This is a genomic window from Ruminococcus sp. 8Y-12, from assembly GCF_058119865.1.
Genome location: NZ_CM176623.1, coordinates 2,778,595 through 2,796,395, shown reverse-complemented (window position 1 = coordinate 2,796,395; position 17,801 = coordinate 2,778,595). Strand labels below are relative to the sequence as shown.

Genomic DNA, 17,801 nt, shown 5'->3' with positions numbered 1-17,801 from the left:
CGTGCTCTTTTCTGCTGTTCTCTATAACTACACTTGTAAATTTTGTGAAGAAATCACCTCGCCAAATTGTTAAGGAAACAATCGGAGTTGTTGTAAACGAAAAAGCAGTTTTAGCTTGCAAGTAACTGCCCTTTTGTTTACATCAATTTCGATTTTTCCTTAGTGAACAAAGTCGCGTCCCTTTAGCCAGTAACATGGGGATTCAATATTTGTTCTTTCCCTTAAGTTTAACATATCACATATTTTAAGAATAGCTTATTTCTGCTAAAAGTCATTTTTGAGTATGACAAATAAACTTTCATAGTGGAAGCTTTTTAAAATATTTCGTTACAGATTTTAACATCTCATATGTACTGATGCAGGAGGGGCACACGTATCTGGCCGGGATGATACCATTTTCCCACCAATTAAATTCCTACATTGCGTCATTTTTTTACTCTTGTTCCGGCAGTATAACAAACCATAGTGACGGATTCTGACGAACCGTTTGGTCGGTACATGCATCAAAAAGCGACGTATGAATTCGTCATCGGGAATCGTTTCGTCTTTCCAGTGTCCTTCATTCTTATGGTCCTTCACTGCATATGTTACAGTTGTTTCCGTCATGGATTTGATTCTGTGATTACTAATTGCTATCCTATGCGTGTATTTCCCAAGATAGTTCATAACGTACTGCGCCCCGGTGAAGGTCTCTTTGCAGTAAGTGAACCAGTTCTTTTTATAGCAGTCATGCAGAAGTTCCCTAAATAAATATCGGTTTTGATACTTTTCTGCTGTTCCGTGAAACTCCAGCTTTGAATCATTCCATAGACTTTTCAATTCCTCCAGATATTTACCTCAGAATACTTTTGATATGACACCGTATGGAAGGAAGAACTTTCCACCTGTATCTTTCCATTTATTCTTATTATCAAGACCTCCACCAAGGACAACGGTATGAATATGGGGATGATAATTCATCGCTGAGCCCCAGGTATGAAGAATACAAATATATCCTATATTGGCTCCAAGATACTTTAAATCCTTTGACAGTTTATTCAGGGTTGCGGATGCAGCATGATATAGCACATCATACAGAAGTTTCTGATTACTGTAGATAATAGAATTCAATTCCTCCGGCACAGTAAACACAACATGATAATAAGGTGCATCCAGAACATTCTCTTTTTGTGCATCAATCCACTTTTCTTTTGGAAACTCCTGGCACATGGGAAGCAGCGGCTTCTGCATGAATTATTGTGAACACAGATACATCCGCAGTCCTCACAGACACTGATATTTACACCAAAAGCTCCTGTTTTACAGTTCATGATGTGAAAGGCCGCTTTTCTGTTATGGGCAGGAAGGATGTGCGCTTTTTCATAAGCAGGATAAAAGCGGTCAAACACATCTTGTACCGTACATGATTTTTCCACCATCATTCACCACCCATCTCGTCAAATGGGCTTTTAATGCCAAATAAGGTTTTATTGCTTACATGAAGATAAATCTCGATTGACCTTGGACCGCGATGTCCCAAAAGGGCCTGGATATATCTTACATCACACCCTGATTCAAACAGATGGCTTGCAAAACTGTGGCGTAAGCAGTGTGTGGAGACATGCTTTTGAATCCCTGCTCTTTTGGCACTTTCGCGAAAAAATTGAATGACACTGTCCCTTACGAGATAATCACCAGTCCAAGAACTTGGGAACAGGATTCCCCTGGGTTTGCCGCAGTCAAACCAGTATTCCGTCAGAATTTCAAGGGTTCGGTCAGTGAGCAGGGTATAACTGTCAAAGCGGCTCTTGCCATCACTGATGTGTATTGTTTTATTCGTGCGTGAAATATCATCATAATGAAGGTGTATAACCTCTGACACACGCAAGCCGCCTGAATACATGGCAGCAATCATGGCTTTGTGCTTGAGATTTTGCGTTGCATCAAGAATGGCTGATATTTCTGTTTTTGTAAGCACAGTTGGTAATCTGCGGTCTCTTTTCATGCGTGGGATATCATCATCCCAGTTCATCTTCAAGACTTTCTTGTAAAAGAAGCGAATACCGGAATGATAGTGATTGTAGGTCTCAGGAAAAACCCGGAAAGTCTCTTTTCAGTCAGGACGACATCAACATCATCTGTATTTAGAGAATCCACTGTCTTACCAGTATAGTTCAAAAAGTGGGCAACGCTCGTACAGTATGCATGGAGGTACATTTGCATCAAAAAAGTGCTTGTAAAACAAGCGAATAGATAGTATTATTTTCATAGGCAGTGACCGGGACAAGCCCGTATTTGAAGATTGTTTTTGGTCGTACTTAAACAATACTATCTTGGGACATTCCTGTCACTGCTTTTTTAGAAGAAAAAGAAACTGCAGGAGTATCCCAAAAAGGACCTGTTGACAAACTAAAGAAAAATGACCTTCTGTATGGTATAATTATCATATCAATTGCGGGAGGTCATTTTTATGATGGAAAAACAGACTGGGCAAATTCAGATGGTAATTTTTAACATAGATTCTATGATTCCAGAGACCCATCTCCTGAGACAGATTAAAAACTGTGTAAACTTTGATTTCATATATGAAAAGACAGCCCCCTATTATTCTAAGGTTGGAAGAAAATCTATTGATCCGGTTATCCTGATAAAAATGCTGCTCATTGGCTATCTTTATGGAATCAAATCAGAACGAAGGCTTGAAGAGGAAGTGTCGCTTAACCCTGCCTACCACTGGTTTTGTGGGCTTGATCTCATGCATAGGGTACCGGATCATTCGACTTTTAGTCAGAATAGAAGACGGCGTTTCAAAGATGCCAGTATATTTCGGGAAATTTTTAATGAGATTGTTTTGAAGTGCATCCAGCTTGGGATCGTATCTGGAGAAACAGGTGTTACGGATGGTTCGTTTCTTCCATCCAATGTATCGTGGAACAGCCGTTACGAAACAGTTGAGCTAATTAATCGTTCCACCATAAAATATATGGAGGAATTGGAGACCGAACTTTCTTCCATGCCGGGTTATAAGAAACCAGAAAATGTGGAAATAGAGAAAGACTCCATAAAGAGCCACACAGATCCGGAATGCGGTTATTTCCAGCGAACCAACGGGAAAGTGATATTATCCTGAATTATTTGAAAAGACAGCCTTGCGAGTATCAGGAAATTGGCTTAGACGGAGGATATGATATAGGAGCAGTACACAGAGGGCTGGAGTTTCAGAAACTGATCTACAAAAAATCAACGCAAAACTATTACCGTTTAAATAGCCGTTCAAAAAACAATGTAAAAAATGACCATGGTTTGTCGCCTGTGCAACCGATATGGGTACCGTGATGATCAATGCCAGCGCCTATTACCCATCTTTTTATCGGAATAATCAGAAAGTGAGAACCAGTGATTATCTGAGAATCATGCGGCTAAGACAGATATGGGTGGAAGGGACATTTACTGTTCTAAAGCGAGAACACAAACGGAATAAGATACAGAAAAGGGGCCTTCAAAAAGCGAGGAAGAATGCCTCTTATCGGCAACAGCATGAAACCTTAAAAGACTGGTAAAAGCGGTGTGGAGTGTGTGAAGAAAAGTCTGTAAATACAGTTCTTCTATGATAAGTTTGAGCTGGTAAGTTAAGGAATTAGCTTCCAGCTCTTGTTATATATATACTTTAGATATCCTTGCATGTCAAGAGAAGGCGAGTGATTCCCGCCTTTTTCAGGACTGTACTTCTTATTCTGGCAGTCGGTCCGAATACATGATACTCAGTTCCCCATAGACCTGAGCCCAGTTCCGAATTGTTGTTGTCCAACCCTTCGTGGCTTCAAATGTGGACAGATAAAGTGCTTTTAACAGAGCGGTATCGCTCGGAAATACACTTCTCTGACGATTCAGCTTGCGATAGGTGCCGTTCAGGCTTTCAATCGCATTCGTCGTGTAAATGACCTTTCTAACCTGTGAAGAAAACTTAAAAATCGGGGATATGGCCTCCCAGTTATCACTCCAGCGTTTCATGGAATTGGGATATTTAGGTGTCCATTTTTCGCTGACCCGTTCCTGGGCTTCCAGCGCTTTCTTCTCATCTGGTGCATGGTAGATGGTTTTAAGGTCTGTTGCAAATGCTTTACGGTCTTTGTCAGGTACGTATTTTAGAGTATTTCTAACCTGATGGACAATGCAACGCTGGTATTCTGTTTTAGGGAATGCAGCAGCAATAGCTTCTTTGATTCCGCTAAGCCCATCGGCACAGATGATGAGGATATCTTTTACTCCACGATTTTTTAGTTCATTCAGCACAGAGAGCCAATACTTAGAACTTTCATTATCTCCGACATTGATTGTCAGAACTTCCTTCTTTCCTTCTGTGTTGATCCCAAGAATAACGTATGCGGCTAATTTTCGAATCACGCCATTATCCCGGACAGAATAATGAATGGCATCTATGTACAGGATTGGATAAATCTCATCCAATGGACGGTTCTGCCAGTCTTCAATCTGTGGAAGAATCTTATCTGTTACATCTGAAATAAATCCTTCTGATGCTTCAAAACCATAAATATCCTCCATCGTTTCAGATATTTGTCGGGTAGTCATTCCTTTTGCATACATGGAGATGATTTTCTGATCAATATCAGAGATATCCTTCTGGCGTTTTCTTACAACCTGAGGTTCAAAGGTTGACTTACGATCCTGAGGAACATCGATATCCATGCAGCCATAGCTGCTGTTAACACGTTTGGATTTGTAGCCATTACGATAATCATCACTGTCTGAACGCTCGGATTTTTCGTATCCAAGGTGGTCATCCATTTCAGCTTCCATCATTTCCTTGATGGTTCCGCCAAGTAAATCTTTGAGTGCATCCTGAATATCCTGTGCAGACTCAATGTCATACTCCTCCAAGAGCTGATGGATGATGTTGCGTTTTCCTTCTGTCATTTGTACTCTGTGTACTGGTTTCTTTTCTCTTTTTGCCATAATAAAAGGCCTCCTATGATTTTATTTTATCATAGAAGACCCTTAGAATCTTTATTTACAGAAAAACTTTCACAGACTCGCGGTGTGAGTAACCCAGATTTACCAGTCTTTCTATTTCGTTCCGGGAGAGAAAGCCTACAAAAATCCCTCAAAAAATGGATTTGTCAACAGGTCCACTTTGAAACGGTCTCATATCATTATAAATCATTACGCATTAGAATTAATCTTGTATTCTTCATCAGAAATATTATCAATAACATCAGTAATCCCTTAATCGTATACGCTGTGAATAATTCGGGCGTTCAATAACTATATCGTCTGATGCAAGTAATTCAATCCACCTAATTTGATTTGATAAAAGCTTTTTGATATCTTTCCTATATGGTCTGGGATCTTCTACAATAGCTTTATGAAGTAGTGACGAAAGTTCACCATAATATATTTCACCACCGTGTTCTCTTAAGACTTTTCGCAACCATACATTACAACGACACCACTTAAAAGTTTCAACAATAACCTCTCTCTTTGTTTCTACCGGCAAGCCAAGAAAACGATACACACTGTTTCCATTTACATCATCTTCATCCGGAAAATCATATGAAAAAAGTGTAGTTATATCTGGAGTTATGAGTCCTTCAATATCTCTGCTCCATTTTTTTTGTACTAAATCCAAATTGCAACTATCTGATATGGAATAATACTGTTGTTGTAACTTTTCAAACAGTTCATCTTCTATTTCAACTGCCTCCCAAAACAGCATATCTATTTTGCGCTTATCACTGTCACTTATATCAATAAGTGTAGCAATTTCAAGGTTTCCATTTCTACCAAATGACAACCCTCTACCAGTTGCATTAGCACTTCCAATAATTCCACGCTTTTTATCAATTATGTAAGTCTTTGCATGCAAATCCAATCTAATATAAACTTTCCAATTCTTCTGACGGCATCGTTCCACAACCTCAAAATCTGTACTTCCATTAATTAAATCATCCAATCTAAAACGTAATAACAATTTCTTTGAGGTTACACTTAATGGGATATGCTTTAAAAGTTCATCAAATGCATTATATTTACAGAAAGCAGAAATAATATGAATGGACTGCGTGGCAGATTCTAATTCTTCAAAAACTATCCGTTTTATTTCATCCGACATAAGTAAACTCATATATCACACCAATCAACGCTTTCTTGGATTTAACTGTTCATTAATATATTGAAGTAATCTCTGTTGCCATAATGTAACCAATCTATCATTCTCTTCTTTCTGATAGCGATTAGTTTTATTTATTGCCTGCACAAAAGAAGCAATAAGTAGTTCAAAAGATGTCTTTACTTCTCCACTATCAAATATCTCACTCAAAAACTCAGTATAGAACTTATGATCGGTATTAATTGTAAGCATAACGCATGAAAGTTCGAAGTTAAAATCAAATAATGGACCAAATTGCCCTATTTGTGCATACTTTATGTTCACAAAGTTATTAATAAAACGTTGAGCATCTTCGTCTGTAGGATTGGCTATTCCTTGCTGCTTTAACTCATCTTTTCCCTTTTCAATCAGCTCCTGCTCATTAGCCATTGAGCGCACTTCTTTTGTTACAGATGGCTCTTCATCATCAGAATCCTGCTCTACATTATTAATAATATCAACTGCTGCTGTTTCAATATCATTTGTAGACCTGGTCATTTTTCGAATAGCTTTATTCCTAGCATACATGCTTTTTATTGTGTCATATACCGTTCCATAGAGCTGATACCAAATAGGTTTAACATCATCGTCGGGATCAACATCATTCTGATCTATTCTCTTTAGTTCTACATATTGCTTATTATTTGACACACCAAATAACTCATCAAGTTCAGGCTGAAAGATTATTTCACATCCCCACCAACGGTGTTCAGGCTCATTAATATTCTCATAAAAATCAAACTGTCTGAAATCTATTTCTCGGTTAGCTCTTACAACAGAGATACCTTCTAATTTTTTTGCATACTTACCAAAAGGTTGTTGCCCTGGATTAGATTTACAAGCTGTTTCATCATAAAACTCCTGTCTTACAATTGAGAATCTGACAATTACTATAGATTCAGCAACTTCTCCTGTTTTATCATAGTATTTAACTGGAACCTCAATCGTGCCATTATTAATCTGATGGTCTTTTCCATTATAAGACTCAAACACAGGAACATATGGTGCACCATGTTTTCTTTTATTTAATTCTGTAGGGTGTGAGGGATCGCCAAGAACAAGATTATTTTCCATAAGGAAAAGTGGGTCATTCGGGCATACGTCAATAGCACTCTCTTGGTTTTCATCCGGAATAATGCGGATTGACGATATTCCTTTACTTATAAAATACCTAAATTTTTGCCCTAAAGCAAATTCAAGTCGCTCCGATAGGGGCCCACAAGTTTTGGGTTGAATTCTATCACAATGTTTCCAAATAACCAGTGTTCCACTTTTCGAAAAATCATATGTTCTCCCTGGTGTGATATAGCTAATGTATTTAATATATTTCTCCGGCAATGCTTCAGCAATAGGATCCTCAATTTCTTTCTGAATACCTTCTTTCACTTTTTCAATGTTAAGGAACACCTTTTGTACACTATCCACACCTGACTGCCAAGAAAACACCTCTACTTCTGGGCAAGCGTATAAAGATGATTGGGGTAATCCTACACCAAATCTACCCATTCCTCGACGCTGTGCCCTTGTTGTAGAGCCAAGCCCTAGACAACTCCCCAGGATTTGTGAAGTCATTCCATAACCGTTGTCTAAGAACCCTATTTCACTAACTTGTTTTCTTCCCGTGCTAAGATTTAATTCCTCACTGATAATCACAAAAATATCATCTGCATCTGCTTCTACTGCATTATCAATAATTTCGGCAACTGCACTTTCAATATTCTTATATCCGGTATTCCTTAATGCATCTCCTATATGACGAACATCTACTATACTATGACTCATTGTCATCCTCCTTAATTCCAATAATCATCAAAATGTTGAAAAGCTTCTTCACTATCAAATGCTTCAATATTATCTTTTACATCTATGAGAAGGCATTCCTTATTACCACCCATCATTGGTCCACGAAGTCCTCTTCCTATCATCTGACTATACAATACAACTGATTTTGTAGGTCTGGTAATAAATACACATCCAATATTGGTTGAATCAAAACCCGTAGTAAGAACATCATAATTGATAATGATATTAACTTTAGATGTTCTATCCTTAAAATTATCTATTGCCGCTTTCCGCTTTACTGGATCCATATCTCCAAGCACTAAACTATTTGGTATATCATCTACTGTAAGCATTGCTGCAAGCATTTTGGCATGCAAAACATTACAGGCAAATACAATGGTTGGCATTTGTTCATGATTTAATATGCGCAATCGTTTTAATATCCCTAAATTTCTGTTTTTGTTATTAGCAAGTACTTCCAATTGCTTTGCAGAAAAATCGGTATCGCTATTTCTAATATAAGCCAATTCCCTTTTTATTTTTTTTATTTCTTCTTCTGTATAATTTTTTTCATATTCTAATCGTTCCACGGTTAATTTCGATAGAATTTGTCTCTGTTGAAAATATTTAATAATATTAGTCTCAGCAATAGTATTTAATGCCTGGAGTCTTCCCAAATTAACTTGGTTTAAGATATTTGCGTCTATTCTAATCAATCTATTACCGAACATATGAACAAGAAGATCATTATCATAGGAAAACTCTGTTGTTCTTCCTGGTGTTGCTGACAAACCTATCAAATGCCTATCTGGATAACCGACTTTCATCTGCATCAGCTCTTCGATAACTTTTTTAGTTTCATTAGCTGCCGCTTTGTGCGCTTCATCAAAAACTATGAGACGGCAATTAAGTTTCAATTTTTCCATCATAACAGGATTGTTTTTTGCTATTGACATAAGCTTCTGTAATCCACAAAAGACAATGCCATCTGATATCTCATCATCCTCTGAATTTAAACTCCCCCAAAACTTATATGCGTTAATTTCTCCATCCCCTAAGTGCCCCCATATTTCCTCAAATGTCGAAAACGCCTGAAGAAGTAGTTCTTTCGTGTGTGCAACCCATATAACAATGCCACTCTTATGTAAATGAAAATTGATATAATCCACAATAATGTGCATTGAAGTTTTTGTTTTCCCGGTACCTGTAGGCATATGAACCAGCATTCTTTGCAATATATTCCCAGAGGTCAATACATTCATTGCCTGTTGTTTAATGAAATATTGGTAATCTAATAATTCATAAAACCTCTCCCCAGCAGTTAAAGAATTCTTAAAGATATCATCGCCTTTTTCAGATTCAAGAATATCTACTGGTAAATTCCATAGTTTTATCAAATATACAGTAACTTTATTTTGCCCCCATGGCTTTTTGGATATAACCTCAACCAATTCTCTCGGTGATGCACCATATCTCTCGGACTTGGTGAGACATTGAATGCTAATGTCCTCTATTTCTTTTTCCGTCCCGGCCAAAAGTAAATCTTTCCTAAAATTATCTTTCTTGAATATTTCAAGTCCATGTATTTTGTCGATATATGAAATTAGGCGTGCTTTTGTTAGGAGTAACTTTCCAGAAGGCATCCATTCCACCAAAGTGTTAATTACTTCCGTTCCTAAATAATCTCTTAATTGCTGTTCACTGAAATTAAACATCACATCTTTATAATCTGACATTGCTCCCCCTATTGCCTATGCTACATTATGTATTAAGTTCTCAACATTCTGTAGTTCATCTTGTGTATGTTACAAAACTATGCTGGTATATTCTGCCTAAAGATTATCCTGAATATAATCTAGAGCTTTTCGTAATTCCTCATAGTCCTTCTCAGACGTAAAGTAATTTACACTTAACCTTATTGTTCCAGCTGGAAATGTTCCCAAAAATTCATGTGCTAAAGGAGCACACTGTAAACCTGTTCGAACAGCAATACCACACCTATTAAAAATCACACCTGCGCTATCACTACTAATTCCATCTATCAAACAAGAAACAATGCCCACATAATTTCTTTTTTCGTTATTTCCAATAATCTTTATAAAATCATATTCTGTCAGCAATCCCAGCAACTGTTTTCTGTTTTCTTTTTCCTTCGCAACAATTTTTGTAAGTCCTGTTTCTTCAATCCAGGACAAAGCAGCATACAATCCAGCCACTCCAATAATATTAGTAGTTCCCATTTCATATCTCTCTGGAATACTATCTGGCATATTCTGATTTGCTGATTCATACCCTGTTCCTCCGAAAATAACAGCCGGAAGTTTTATCTCTGGATTCATTACAAAACCGGCAATTCCTGTTGGCCCGTATAAGGTCTTATGACCAGCAAAAACAGAAAAATCAAATGTAGAAAGTCCAACATTACAATCAATAAGACCAGCAGTTTGCGCCATATCCACCACCGTTATGGATCCATACTCTTTAGCTAGGAAAAAGATTTCTTCTACTGGAGCCACCAAACCACAAACATTACTAGCATGACTAACAATCACAATGTCAGGTGAAACTAAATCGAATTGATAGTGTATCCTTTGCAAATCATATTCCATACCTGTGGATACTTGAAGCTGATGTACTTTTATTACATTCTCTTGTTCATAATGATGCAGAATTCTTGTTACAGCATTATGTTCAAATGGACTAATGTATATATTGCAACATCCTGATTTAATCAATCCCTGAATAATAATATTTAATGCAACTGTTGCTGTCGGGGTAAACACAACCTGTTTTGCTGAACAATGCAACAATTTCTGTACTTTAATTCGAGTATCTGAAATCAAACTGCTTGCACTCTGCGAGAGCTGATATTGCCCCCGGCCCGCATTGGCTCCTTTTTGTTTATAAAATTCATTCATGAATGTATAGACACTTTCCGGTTTCGGAAATGTCGTTGCTGCATTGTCAAAATACCCCATGCTTCCCCCCCTAAAGTAATCTTTTCAACAAATCCATTAGAATTTGTCTCTTTTCCTGCTCCGTAATAGATTGACCCATGCCTTCGAGTGTAGAGGATAGGGAGTTATAGAGTAATTTGCCTCGCGGACTTGTTTCCACAGGATTAAAACGCTTTGTTACGGTACCATTTTTTTCATCTACAAAGCTAACTTGGAACCCTGTCGTCTCTGATTTATCAATACTATTTACTTTATCAAAGTGATACTCCTCGGCAGTAACTTTGTACATCTTGATATTTTCATCAAATTTCGTTCGAGTATCGTTATCCCAATCCTCCATGCGCAAATCGGTAGCGAGCTTTGCTAACCGTTCAATGAAAGCACCTTCATCATTACTAATCGTTTGAAATAATCCAAGCATTCTCTCTGTTCCATCACTAAATATCTGTTCAAAAGCACCCGGTTCTAAGGATTCACACCAATCATTTATTATAGATGCAAGTGACATTTTTTTTATATTTTCCCTACTTGTTTCTGAAACAAATAACATTTTTACTTCTTTTATTAACTCTTTTTTTAATTCATCAAGTATATTATCATAATACTTTTTTGCACTAGCTATTTCATCAACAACTCCAATATAGACTTCATCTAAATCAAATGCTTTTGGTAAACTCTTAAATAGTAATTCGTTGCCACTAACATTTCTTTTAAGTACTCTCAAAAAAGGAGTATAACGTTTATTTTTAGATGTATTTATCTCTTTAGTATACTTAGGGAGTGACATAAACCAACGTCGAATTGCAGAAACAACAAATTCATACGAGCTAGCACTTTTCTCCGCTGGAATAATGAAATCCTCAAACACCTTGCTAAGCCCTTCTATATATTGTTCCTTTTCTGGATTCCAATCCAAATAATGAAGTGTATAACCTTCTGGATTTGCATTAATTTGAAGGAGTGCATCCGTTGTAGTAGAAATCTGTCCAAATCTATCATATATAATGATTTCGTGCTTATAGGTATGAAATACAACTGCGATATATAATGGAATTAATCCTCTTCTCAGTCCAATGCTATTTTCTGGAGAAGTAAGTACCTCATAAATCTTTGCAAAATTCACACTGCCATCTCTTTTTGCCTGCATAACAAAACTTTCAATTTTCGTAAGCATATTTCTTATCAGTTCATCTTCTGGGTGCATATTAATATGCACCATATCATTGTCTTCCACAACTATACCAGTACGTACTAAAGTGTTCCTCATAATAGAAACTTCCTGACTAGTACCCGCAAACCCTAAATTCGGCTCTAATTCCGTCCTAAGTAGTGCTGTGGTAATCTTATTGCGGCTGTTTACAGCAGCAACTGTAGGTTCATTCTTGTTAAGAGCTTCGTTATTGATTACTGGTGTGTCTGGAAATATCTCATCACAAATCAATGATATCTGACTTGTCAATGCTGCTTTCCTTGTTATTGGTAAGATTTCCCCACGGTAAATGTATGATGACTTCATTTCCTCGGGATGCGTATATGCACTAATAAACTTACTTAAAACTTCTCGTAAATCCTCATAAACAACATCATATTCTTCAAAAAGAATCTTGTCATCCACAGATAAATCACGTAATGTTACCACAGCATTAAACTCACGCACAATATTTTCAATTTCTGTATAATATTTCGGGATAATAAACATAAGTCGTAAAATATCCCTATTAACTCCTAGAAGCTTCTCACTTAACCTGATTATATCTTCTTCATCTTTAGGTATGATTCCATAAATGATGCCATCCGCATCAACAGCTTCACTCTTTACATTCCAATCGATATCATCAACTATCTCTGAGGACTCAATAAATTCAAAAGAAAAATATCTTATCATTTCTTTATCATCATTATAACGGTATGGATAAATATAATTATCAAAATTTACAGAGTTCAGCGTATCCCTTAGCGTTACTGTCCTCTGCTGAATTTCCATCAAATTACTAATCTTCTCCCTAATATCCACCCCGGATGTCTGTTTCAAACGCAGATAATCATTACTGCGTTTCAAATAAATCACATACTTCTTCTCAATTAGATTATTGATTGCCTCTTTAATAACACCCACCGGATAACTTATCTTAAACATATCAGCAATCTCACCAACAGTAGGTTTAAGTTTATCAAACTGCTCAAGTATATAGATCAAACCCAAAGCTTTAATAATTTTTGATTCCAAGGATTCTGGCTCAAGCTTTTCCAGTATTGTGCTTGCCAAAATGTAATTTTTATGAAGATCACCAGAGTAAACCTCCTTTATAAAAAGGGGTTCAAAATAATCGTAAATCATATCTGGAGTAATTACATCAAAGGATTCATCCTCATACTTTTGCAAAAATGCTGGCAATGTAGATTTTCCCTCAGCAGAAAGAAACGTAAATAATGTACGTTCATTCTGAGCTACGCGTTCTGATAATCTTGGTAAAATAAATGTAGACACCAAATGCAGCGGATAACAACCTTGGCTTATTTTATCCAAGTCTTCATCCGCAACATCTGAAAAAAGGGCATGCTTTGTATATGTCGCCTTTAAGCTTTCAAATTCTGCACTTTTACTCTTGCAAAACGATTGCCAAATATTAGTATCTTTCTGAATAACTGATGCTATTATTTCATACGTTTGTGCAAAATTATTATTCATATGGACATGGGTAAACCTCTCCGAAACTCCACGCCAACCATCAACCTTCTGTTTTGGCAGCTTATCTATATAATTGGCAATTTCCTTATGTGAAATCAACAGAAGATGCATTTGCTTATCATTACTTCGATTACACTTTTCTGCAAAGTCCTGAAGCATCTTTGTGTCACTAACTGATGCAGCAGTAATATTTGCCTCAAGAAATTTACTAAATTCATCGTATACAACATAAACACCTGAATATCCTCGTGGTCTGATTGCCTCAACCACACTCTCATATAGATCTATAATATCAAATCCTATAAATGGATTAAACACACTTCCAGATGTTAATTGGGGATAAACCCGTTCAAAACGCTCATATGTTTCAATCTTATAATCCTCTAGTTCACAAATAAACGATTCAACCGAAATTCCAATGCTATCACAAAATTTCTTATATGTATCAGGAAATTCCTTCTCCCAACGTTTTATAGTAGCAATGGCTGCTTTATAGTTTGTCTCAGGCATCACATCGATAAGATTATTCTCTGCAAGCGTTCTCTGCAAGGCTAATAGAAATGCCTGGGGTAAGCTTGTGTTACTACCTGTAATAATTACTGGCAATAGTTTTGTGTCACTATCATAATAGTTCAAAAGCAGCTGATATAATTGAGAGTTTTCTTGAACCTTAGGAAGCAATTTTGCAAATAGATTCAAATCTTTCTTTATTAATATAGAAAGTATCGTTAAGACAATATGTGACTTCCCCTTGCCATATGCACCAACCAGTACCCGTGAGCGATTCGTAGAAGCTGGAATGGTACTCAACAAAACATCCTCTAACAGGTCTAATGCCGATTTAGTTGGTATAAAATTCTTTAATTTATCATCACTGTTCAGGTCGTAAGCAATATTCACAGAATATTGAAACCCAGAAGCGACGGAAATCATTTTGCTCATCCTTGCTTCTCCTCGTCCTATTTTTGTATACTTTGATAATATTTTTTAACACATTGCTCAAATGACATTTGTTCCTTTATCTGTATAATATCCAAACCAGCTGTTCTGATTATCTTTATCATTCCTGTCTTTTCAACTCTGTGTAATATGTCTAACATACTAATCGCATCAAGGTTAAACACCTTCCCAATATTAGATGGTGTTGTAAGTAAATCATTGAGTGGAACCTCTGTATTTCCATTAGCCCTGTCAAAAATAACCGCCAAAATTACCCAAGGATCAAATGAATTAACAGAAGGCTTAGATTTTCGATATATCTTCTTATTTTTATTCATAAAATCTATCAGCCCAAGTTCACCAAAAGGACAATCTATGTTATTCTCTGGAGAAACTTTATTCGGATTTGATTTAAACCGCGGAAGATACGTATTTATAATACACGCAAAATCATCTTCTATTGAACGAGATGCAACGGTCTCTCCTATCTTCGAGAGATAGCTATTAACGGCAATAACAAAATCTTCTTTGGTAATTTCTGTCATATTAAATTCGTTAAAAAAAATATACCATGCAGTGGCAAATTTCTCATTTGAAACCATTTTATAATGAAGTAAATACAAGGTTCCTATTTCCTCAATAAATTTGTCGTTATCAAAAACCAACTGACCAAACTCCGTAAAGCTTTGTGTTCTAGTACCGCTAGGTGGTTCTTCGGTTAACCCCACCGCCTGCAGCCAGTATCGTAAGGCTTTTACCATATTTGCACCAATTCCTAGAACATCCATAGGGTTCTCTGTGCGATCTACAAACACGTTCGGCTTATGGTCCACATGTTTCATCCCCTTATTTAGCCAACCCTTTCTTATAAAAAATGTGTCATGGGCTCGAAACTTCACAGCCATATTTCATTACCTCATTTCGTTCTTAAATATTTATCCATCATGCAACCGCCTTCAAGATATTTCGCTGTTACACACATCTTACAGTGTACGCATTTTTCGGGATTAATGTAATAACTACCACCAACTATAGAAATAGCCCCTGACCGGCATAGAGACTCGCATTTCAAGCACTTTCTACAAGCATTAAACTTACGAATCTGATAACCAATCATTCGTTGCAAATCATCATGGTCAACTACATTCATCGTCCTAATTTTTACGGCGTAATCGTAATCTTCTTGTCCAAATGGCTGGACAGATATAATCGGCACACTCGTTCTAGTATCTAAAACGATGGTCTCGTTCAATAATTTACTTCCTAGCTCTGGTGCTAACTTTCCAAACGGCACAAGCATCCCAACAAGCTCATCATCAAACGGTCTAGCCAAGCGATAAATCTTCGCATGGTTCTCTGCTGTGCAGTTTGCAAATTTTATTTTAACATCATTTGCAGCCTTCAAACCATTTCCACCTTGTCGTGCTTTCCACCATCCTTCATCCACATAGACTTCCGGATCCGGTTTACCAATTTTGTTTGCAAACGCTATAAGAAAACTGCGCCATTTTGTAGCTTTCTCTGGCATATAAAGCCTTGCAAGGAATTGTGCTCTTTGATTGTTGTTGGGACAACACCAACACCCTACTCTTTCATATCCCAAACGATAGGCATCATTAAAATCAATCTTTGTAGATAGCAAGTAAAGCCATATATCAATATCTCGCCAAAAGAAAATGGGAGAAGCTACTGCCTGCTGCTGTATTTTTACTGATTCAGCAGCATCCTCAAATCTATTATACTTACTCCGGCTAACAGATTCAGCTTTTCTTATCCCATAAAAGGTCAATATTTGTTCATTTCCGTAAAGGCTATTGATTACTCTTGTAATCGGCCCCGTCTTGAACATTGAACAGCACCACCGCATCATTCGTGCGGGAGGTCCGATATCTTCACAAACTTCCTCAAAATTTTGCTCATAATTTCGAGCTATCTGAAAAATAGCATAGGGATGTTCTTGCCGATATCTTTCTGCATATTCCATCGTCAGTGGAAACTCCAATGTGGTATCACCAAAGATATGAACTAAGCTTGAATCACTTAATGCTCTAATTACCACCTCTGCTGTTACTGTAGAATCCTTTCCACCAGAAAATGAAATCACCAAATTTTCTCTCTTGAATTCTACTGCTTTAGAGCGGACAAACTGTCCAGCCTCATCTATCAAATAATTCAAACGATTCTTATTTGCTTCCACAAACCTCATAATATATGTATTAAACGTAGCATAGGAGTTTTCATCCCTATGTTTTGCCATTACCGCTCGCACCCTGTCAACATCTGCAAACCGAAAAAGTTTGTTTGAAAGTACAATTGATTTTCCATTAACATAATACCTATTATTTGCTGCCCATACCGAACAATTCATATATTCAAAAGGCCCTTTTTCTGACAAAATTTCCACCAGTAAACGTTCTTCTGGGAATACCGGCCGCAAGTCTTTAGACATATATTTTGTCTCACTCTCACAAATAGGACATATACCCTTATCTGCTTGATTCACCTCGTTAATTATTGGTACTTTACAATGACTACACCAATAGACCTCCACCGGCTTATCCTCAACTGTAGAATCGCCACAGACAGGGCAGATATCTTCATTTGTTTTGATGTTGCAACGAGTACACCAATGCTCTTTCACTGGTGAGTCCTCTACAGTATGGGCTCCGCAAATCGGACAAATTTTTTCTTTTATCTCAATATCACAATCTCTGCACCACATAATGCTTCATCCACACCTACCTTTTATCTTAATTACACACAGCAACTGTAAAAAGCATACCGCATTAATTATATCACTTATCAACTTCTTCTCGTTCAGAAATAAATTCCATTATATCACTGGGTGAACACTCAAGGGCACAACAAATTCTTTCCAAAACATCAGTAGTCACATTTCGCCCATGGTTTAACTTATTCATAGTATAATGGCTTATCTGTGCTCTTTCCTCCAAGTCTTTCTTTTTCCATACTTTATCAATCAGTAATTTCCAGAGTTTTTTATAACTCGAAGCCATGTGCTCACCTCCCTGTCAAGTAGCTATCCTATTACGGAATATCTTTTTTAGTATAACTCTAGCGTCGAAAAAAGTCAAACAAGCAAGTTTGAGAACGATACCTTTTTGTTCATATCTCATAATTAATCTTCTGTTTAATATATGCTCATTTAGAATACACTAAGAAACTAAACTCACATGTAAGACTAGATGCCACTTTGTAATTTGAAAAGCCATCTTTGTAATTGACAATTGAATATTTGTAAACGAAACGCCACTTTTGTAATCGATAT

At 36.9% G+C, this 17,801-nt stretch carries 11 protein-coding genes and 1 pseudogene; 1 reads left to right on the top strand and 11 read right to left on the bottom strand.

Annotation, left to right across the window (positions count from 1 at the left end; genetic code table 11):
• Window positions 1–336: 336 nt before the first annotated feature.
• Both AC0THY_RS10375 and AC0THY_RS10370 read right to left on the bottom strand, forming a co-directional pair.
• A pseudogene (locus AC0THY_RS10375) lies at window positions 337–1,415 on the bottom strand (IS91 family transposase).
• A gap of 2 nt (window positions 1,416–1,417) precedes the next feature.
• The gene (locus AC0THY_RS10370; RefSeq protein ID WP_489990533.1) at window positions 1,418–2,011 is read right to left on the bottom strand and encodes a tyrosine-type recombinase/integrase; all 594 of its coding nucleotides are present in this window, start codon (window positions 2,009–2,011) and stop codon (window positions 1,418–1,420) included.
• A gap of 438 nt (window positions 2,012–2,449) precedes the next feature.
• On the opposite strand from AC0THY_RS10370, the gene AC0THY_RS10365 reads away from it, so the two are divergent.
• On the top strand, window positions 2,450–3,109 hold the full coding sequence (locus AC0THY_RS10365) for a transposase (protein WP_489990532.1): 660 nt from the start codon (window positions 2,450–2,452) through the stop codon (window positions 3,107–3,109).
• A gap of 599 nt (window positions 3,110–3,708) precedes the next feature.
• Here the strand turns inward: AC0THY_RS10365 and AC0THY_RS10360 are convergent.
• The 9 genes from AC0THY_RS10360 to AC0THY_RS10320 form a co-directional block, all read right to left on the bottom strand.
• On the bottom strand, window positions 3,709–4,914 hold the full coding sequence (locus AC0THY_RS10360; protein ID WP_489994127.1) for an IS256 family transposase: 1,206 nt from the start codon (window positions 4,912–4,914) through the stop codon (window positions 3,709–3,711).
• 298 nt (window positions 4,915–5,212) lie between these two features.
• On the bottom strand, window positions 5,213–6,109 hold the full coding sequence (locus tag AC0THY_RS10355) for a phospholipase D-like domain-containing protein (RefSeq protein WP_489990531.1): 897 nt from the start codon (window positions 6,107–6,109) through the stop codon (window positions 5,213–5,215).
• Between the two features lie 24 nt (window positions 6,110–6,133).
• Window positions 6,134–7,927: an ATP-binding protein gene (locus tag AC0THY_RS10350; protein WP_489990530.1), complete on the bottom strand. Its 1,794-nt coding sequence runs from the start codon at window positions 7,925–7,927 to the stop codon at window positions 6,134–6,136.
• 11 nt (window positions 7,928–7,938) lie between these two features.
• Window positions 7,939–9,663, bottom strand: a complete 1,725-nt coding sequence (locus AC0THY_RS10345; protein ID WP_489990529.1) for a DEAD/DEAH box helicase — start codon at window positions 9,661–9,663, stop codon at window positions 7,939–7,941.
• Window positions 9,664–9,759: 96 nt separating this feature from the next.
• Window positions 9,760–10,905: an aminotransferase class V-fold PLP-dependent enzyme gene (locus AC0THY_RS10340; RefSeq protein ID WP_489990528.1), complete on the bottom strand. Its 1,146-nt coding sequence runs from the start codon at window positions 10,903–10,905 to the stop codon at window positions 9,760–9,762.
• Window positions 10,906–10,915: 10 nt separating this feature from the next.
• Window positions 10,916–14,515: a restriction endonuclease subunit S gene (locus tag AC0THY_RS10335; protein WP_489990527.1), complete on the bottom strand. Its 3,600-nt coding sequence runs from the start codon at window positions 14,513–14,515 to the stop codon at window positions 10,916–10,918.
• Window positions 14,516–14,532: 17 nt separating this feature from the next.
• Window positions 14,533–15,417 carry a DUF4007 family protein gene (locus AC0THY_RS10330; RefSeq protein WP_489990526.1) on the bottom strand — a complete coding sequence of 295 codons (885 nt, stop codon included), beginning with the start codon at window positions 15,415–15,417 and terminating at the stop codon, window positions 14,533–14,535.
• Between the two features lie 11 nt (window positions 15,418–15,428).
• Window positions 15,429–17,234 carry a phosphoadenosine phosphosulfate reductase domain-containing protein gene (locus AC0THY_RS10325; protein ID WP_489990525.1) on the bottom strand — a complete coding sequence of 602 codons (1,806 nt, stop codon included), beginning with the start codon at window positions 17,232–17,234 and terminating at the stop codon, window positions 15,429–15,431.
• Window positions 17,235–17,307: 73 nt separating this feature from the next.
• Entirely contained in the window at window positions 17,308–17,529 is a 222-nt protein-coding gene (locus AC0THY_RS10320) for a helix-turn-helix domain-containing protein (RefSeq protein ID WP_489990524.1), read from the bottom strand.
• Window positions 17,530–17,801: the final 272 nt, after the last annotated feature.

What these genes read in the sequence shown, in the direction of transcription:
- AC0THY_RS10370 (WP_489990533.1), bottom strand. Translation starts at nt 2,011, where the DNA reads ATGAACTGGGATGATGATATCCCACGCATGAAAAGAGACCGCAGATTA.
- AC0THY_RS10365 (WP_489990532.1), top strand. Translation starts at nt 2,450, where the DNA reads ATGATGGAAAAACAGACTGGGCAAATTCAGATGGTAATTTTTAACATA.
- AC0THY_RS10360 (WP_489994127.1), bottom strand. Translation starts at nt 4,914, where the DNA reads ATGACAGAAGGAAAACGCAACATCATCCATCAGCTCTTGGAGGAGTAT.
- AC0THY_RS10355 (WP_489990531.1), bottom strand. Translation starts at nt 6,109, where the DNA reads ATGTCGGATGAAATAAAACGGATAGTTTTTGAAGAATTAGAATCTGCC.
- AC0THY_RS10350 (WP_489990530.1), bottom strand. Translation starts at nt 7,927, where the DNA reads ATGAGTCATAGTATAGTAGATGTTCGTCATATAGGAGATGCATTAAGG.
- AC0THY_RS10345 (WP_489990529.1), bottom strand. Translation starts at nt 9,663, where the DNA reads ATGTCAGATTATAAAGATGTGATGTTTAATTTCAGTGAACAGCAATTA.
- AC0THY_RS10340 (WP_489990528.1), bottom strand. Translation starts at nt 10,905, where the DNA reads ATGGGGTATTTTGACAATGCAGCAACGACATTTCCGAAACCGGAAAGT.
- AC0THY_RS10335 (WP_489990527.1), bottom strand. Translation starts at nt 14,515, where the DNA reads ATGAGCAAAATGATTTCCGTCGCTTCTGGGTTTCAATATTCTGTGAAT.
- AC0THY_RS10330 (WP_489990526.1), bottom strand. Translation starts at nt 15,417, where the DNA reads ATGGCTGTGAAGTTTCGAGCCCATGACACATTTTTTATAAGAAAGGGT.
- AC0THY_RS10325 (WP_489990525.1), bottom strand. Translation starts at nt 17,234, where the DNA reads ATGTGGTGCAGAGATTGTGATATTGAGATAAAAGAAAAAATTTGTCCG.
- AC0THY_RS10320 (WP_489990524.1), bottom strand. Translation starts at nt 17,529, where the DNA reads ATGGCTTCGAGTTATAAAAAACTCTGGAAATTACTGATTGATAAAGTA.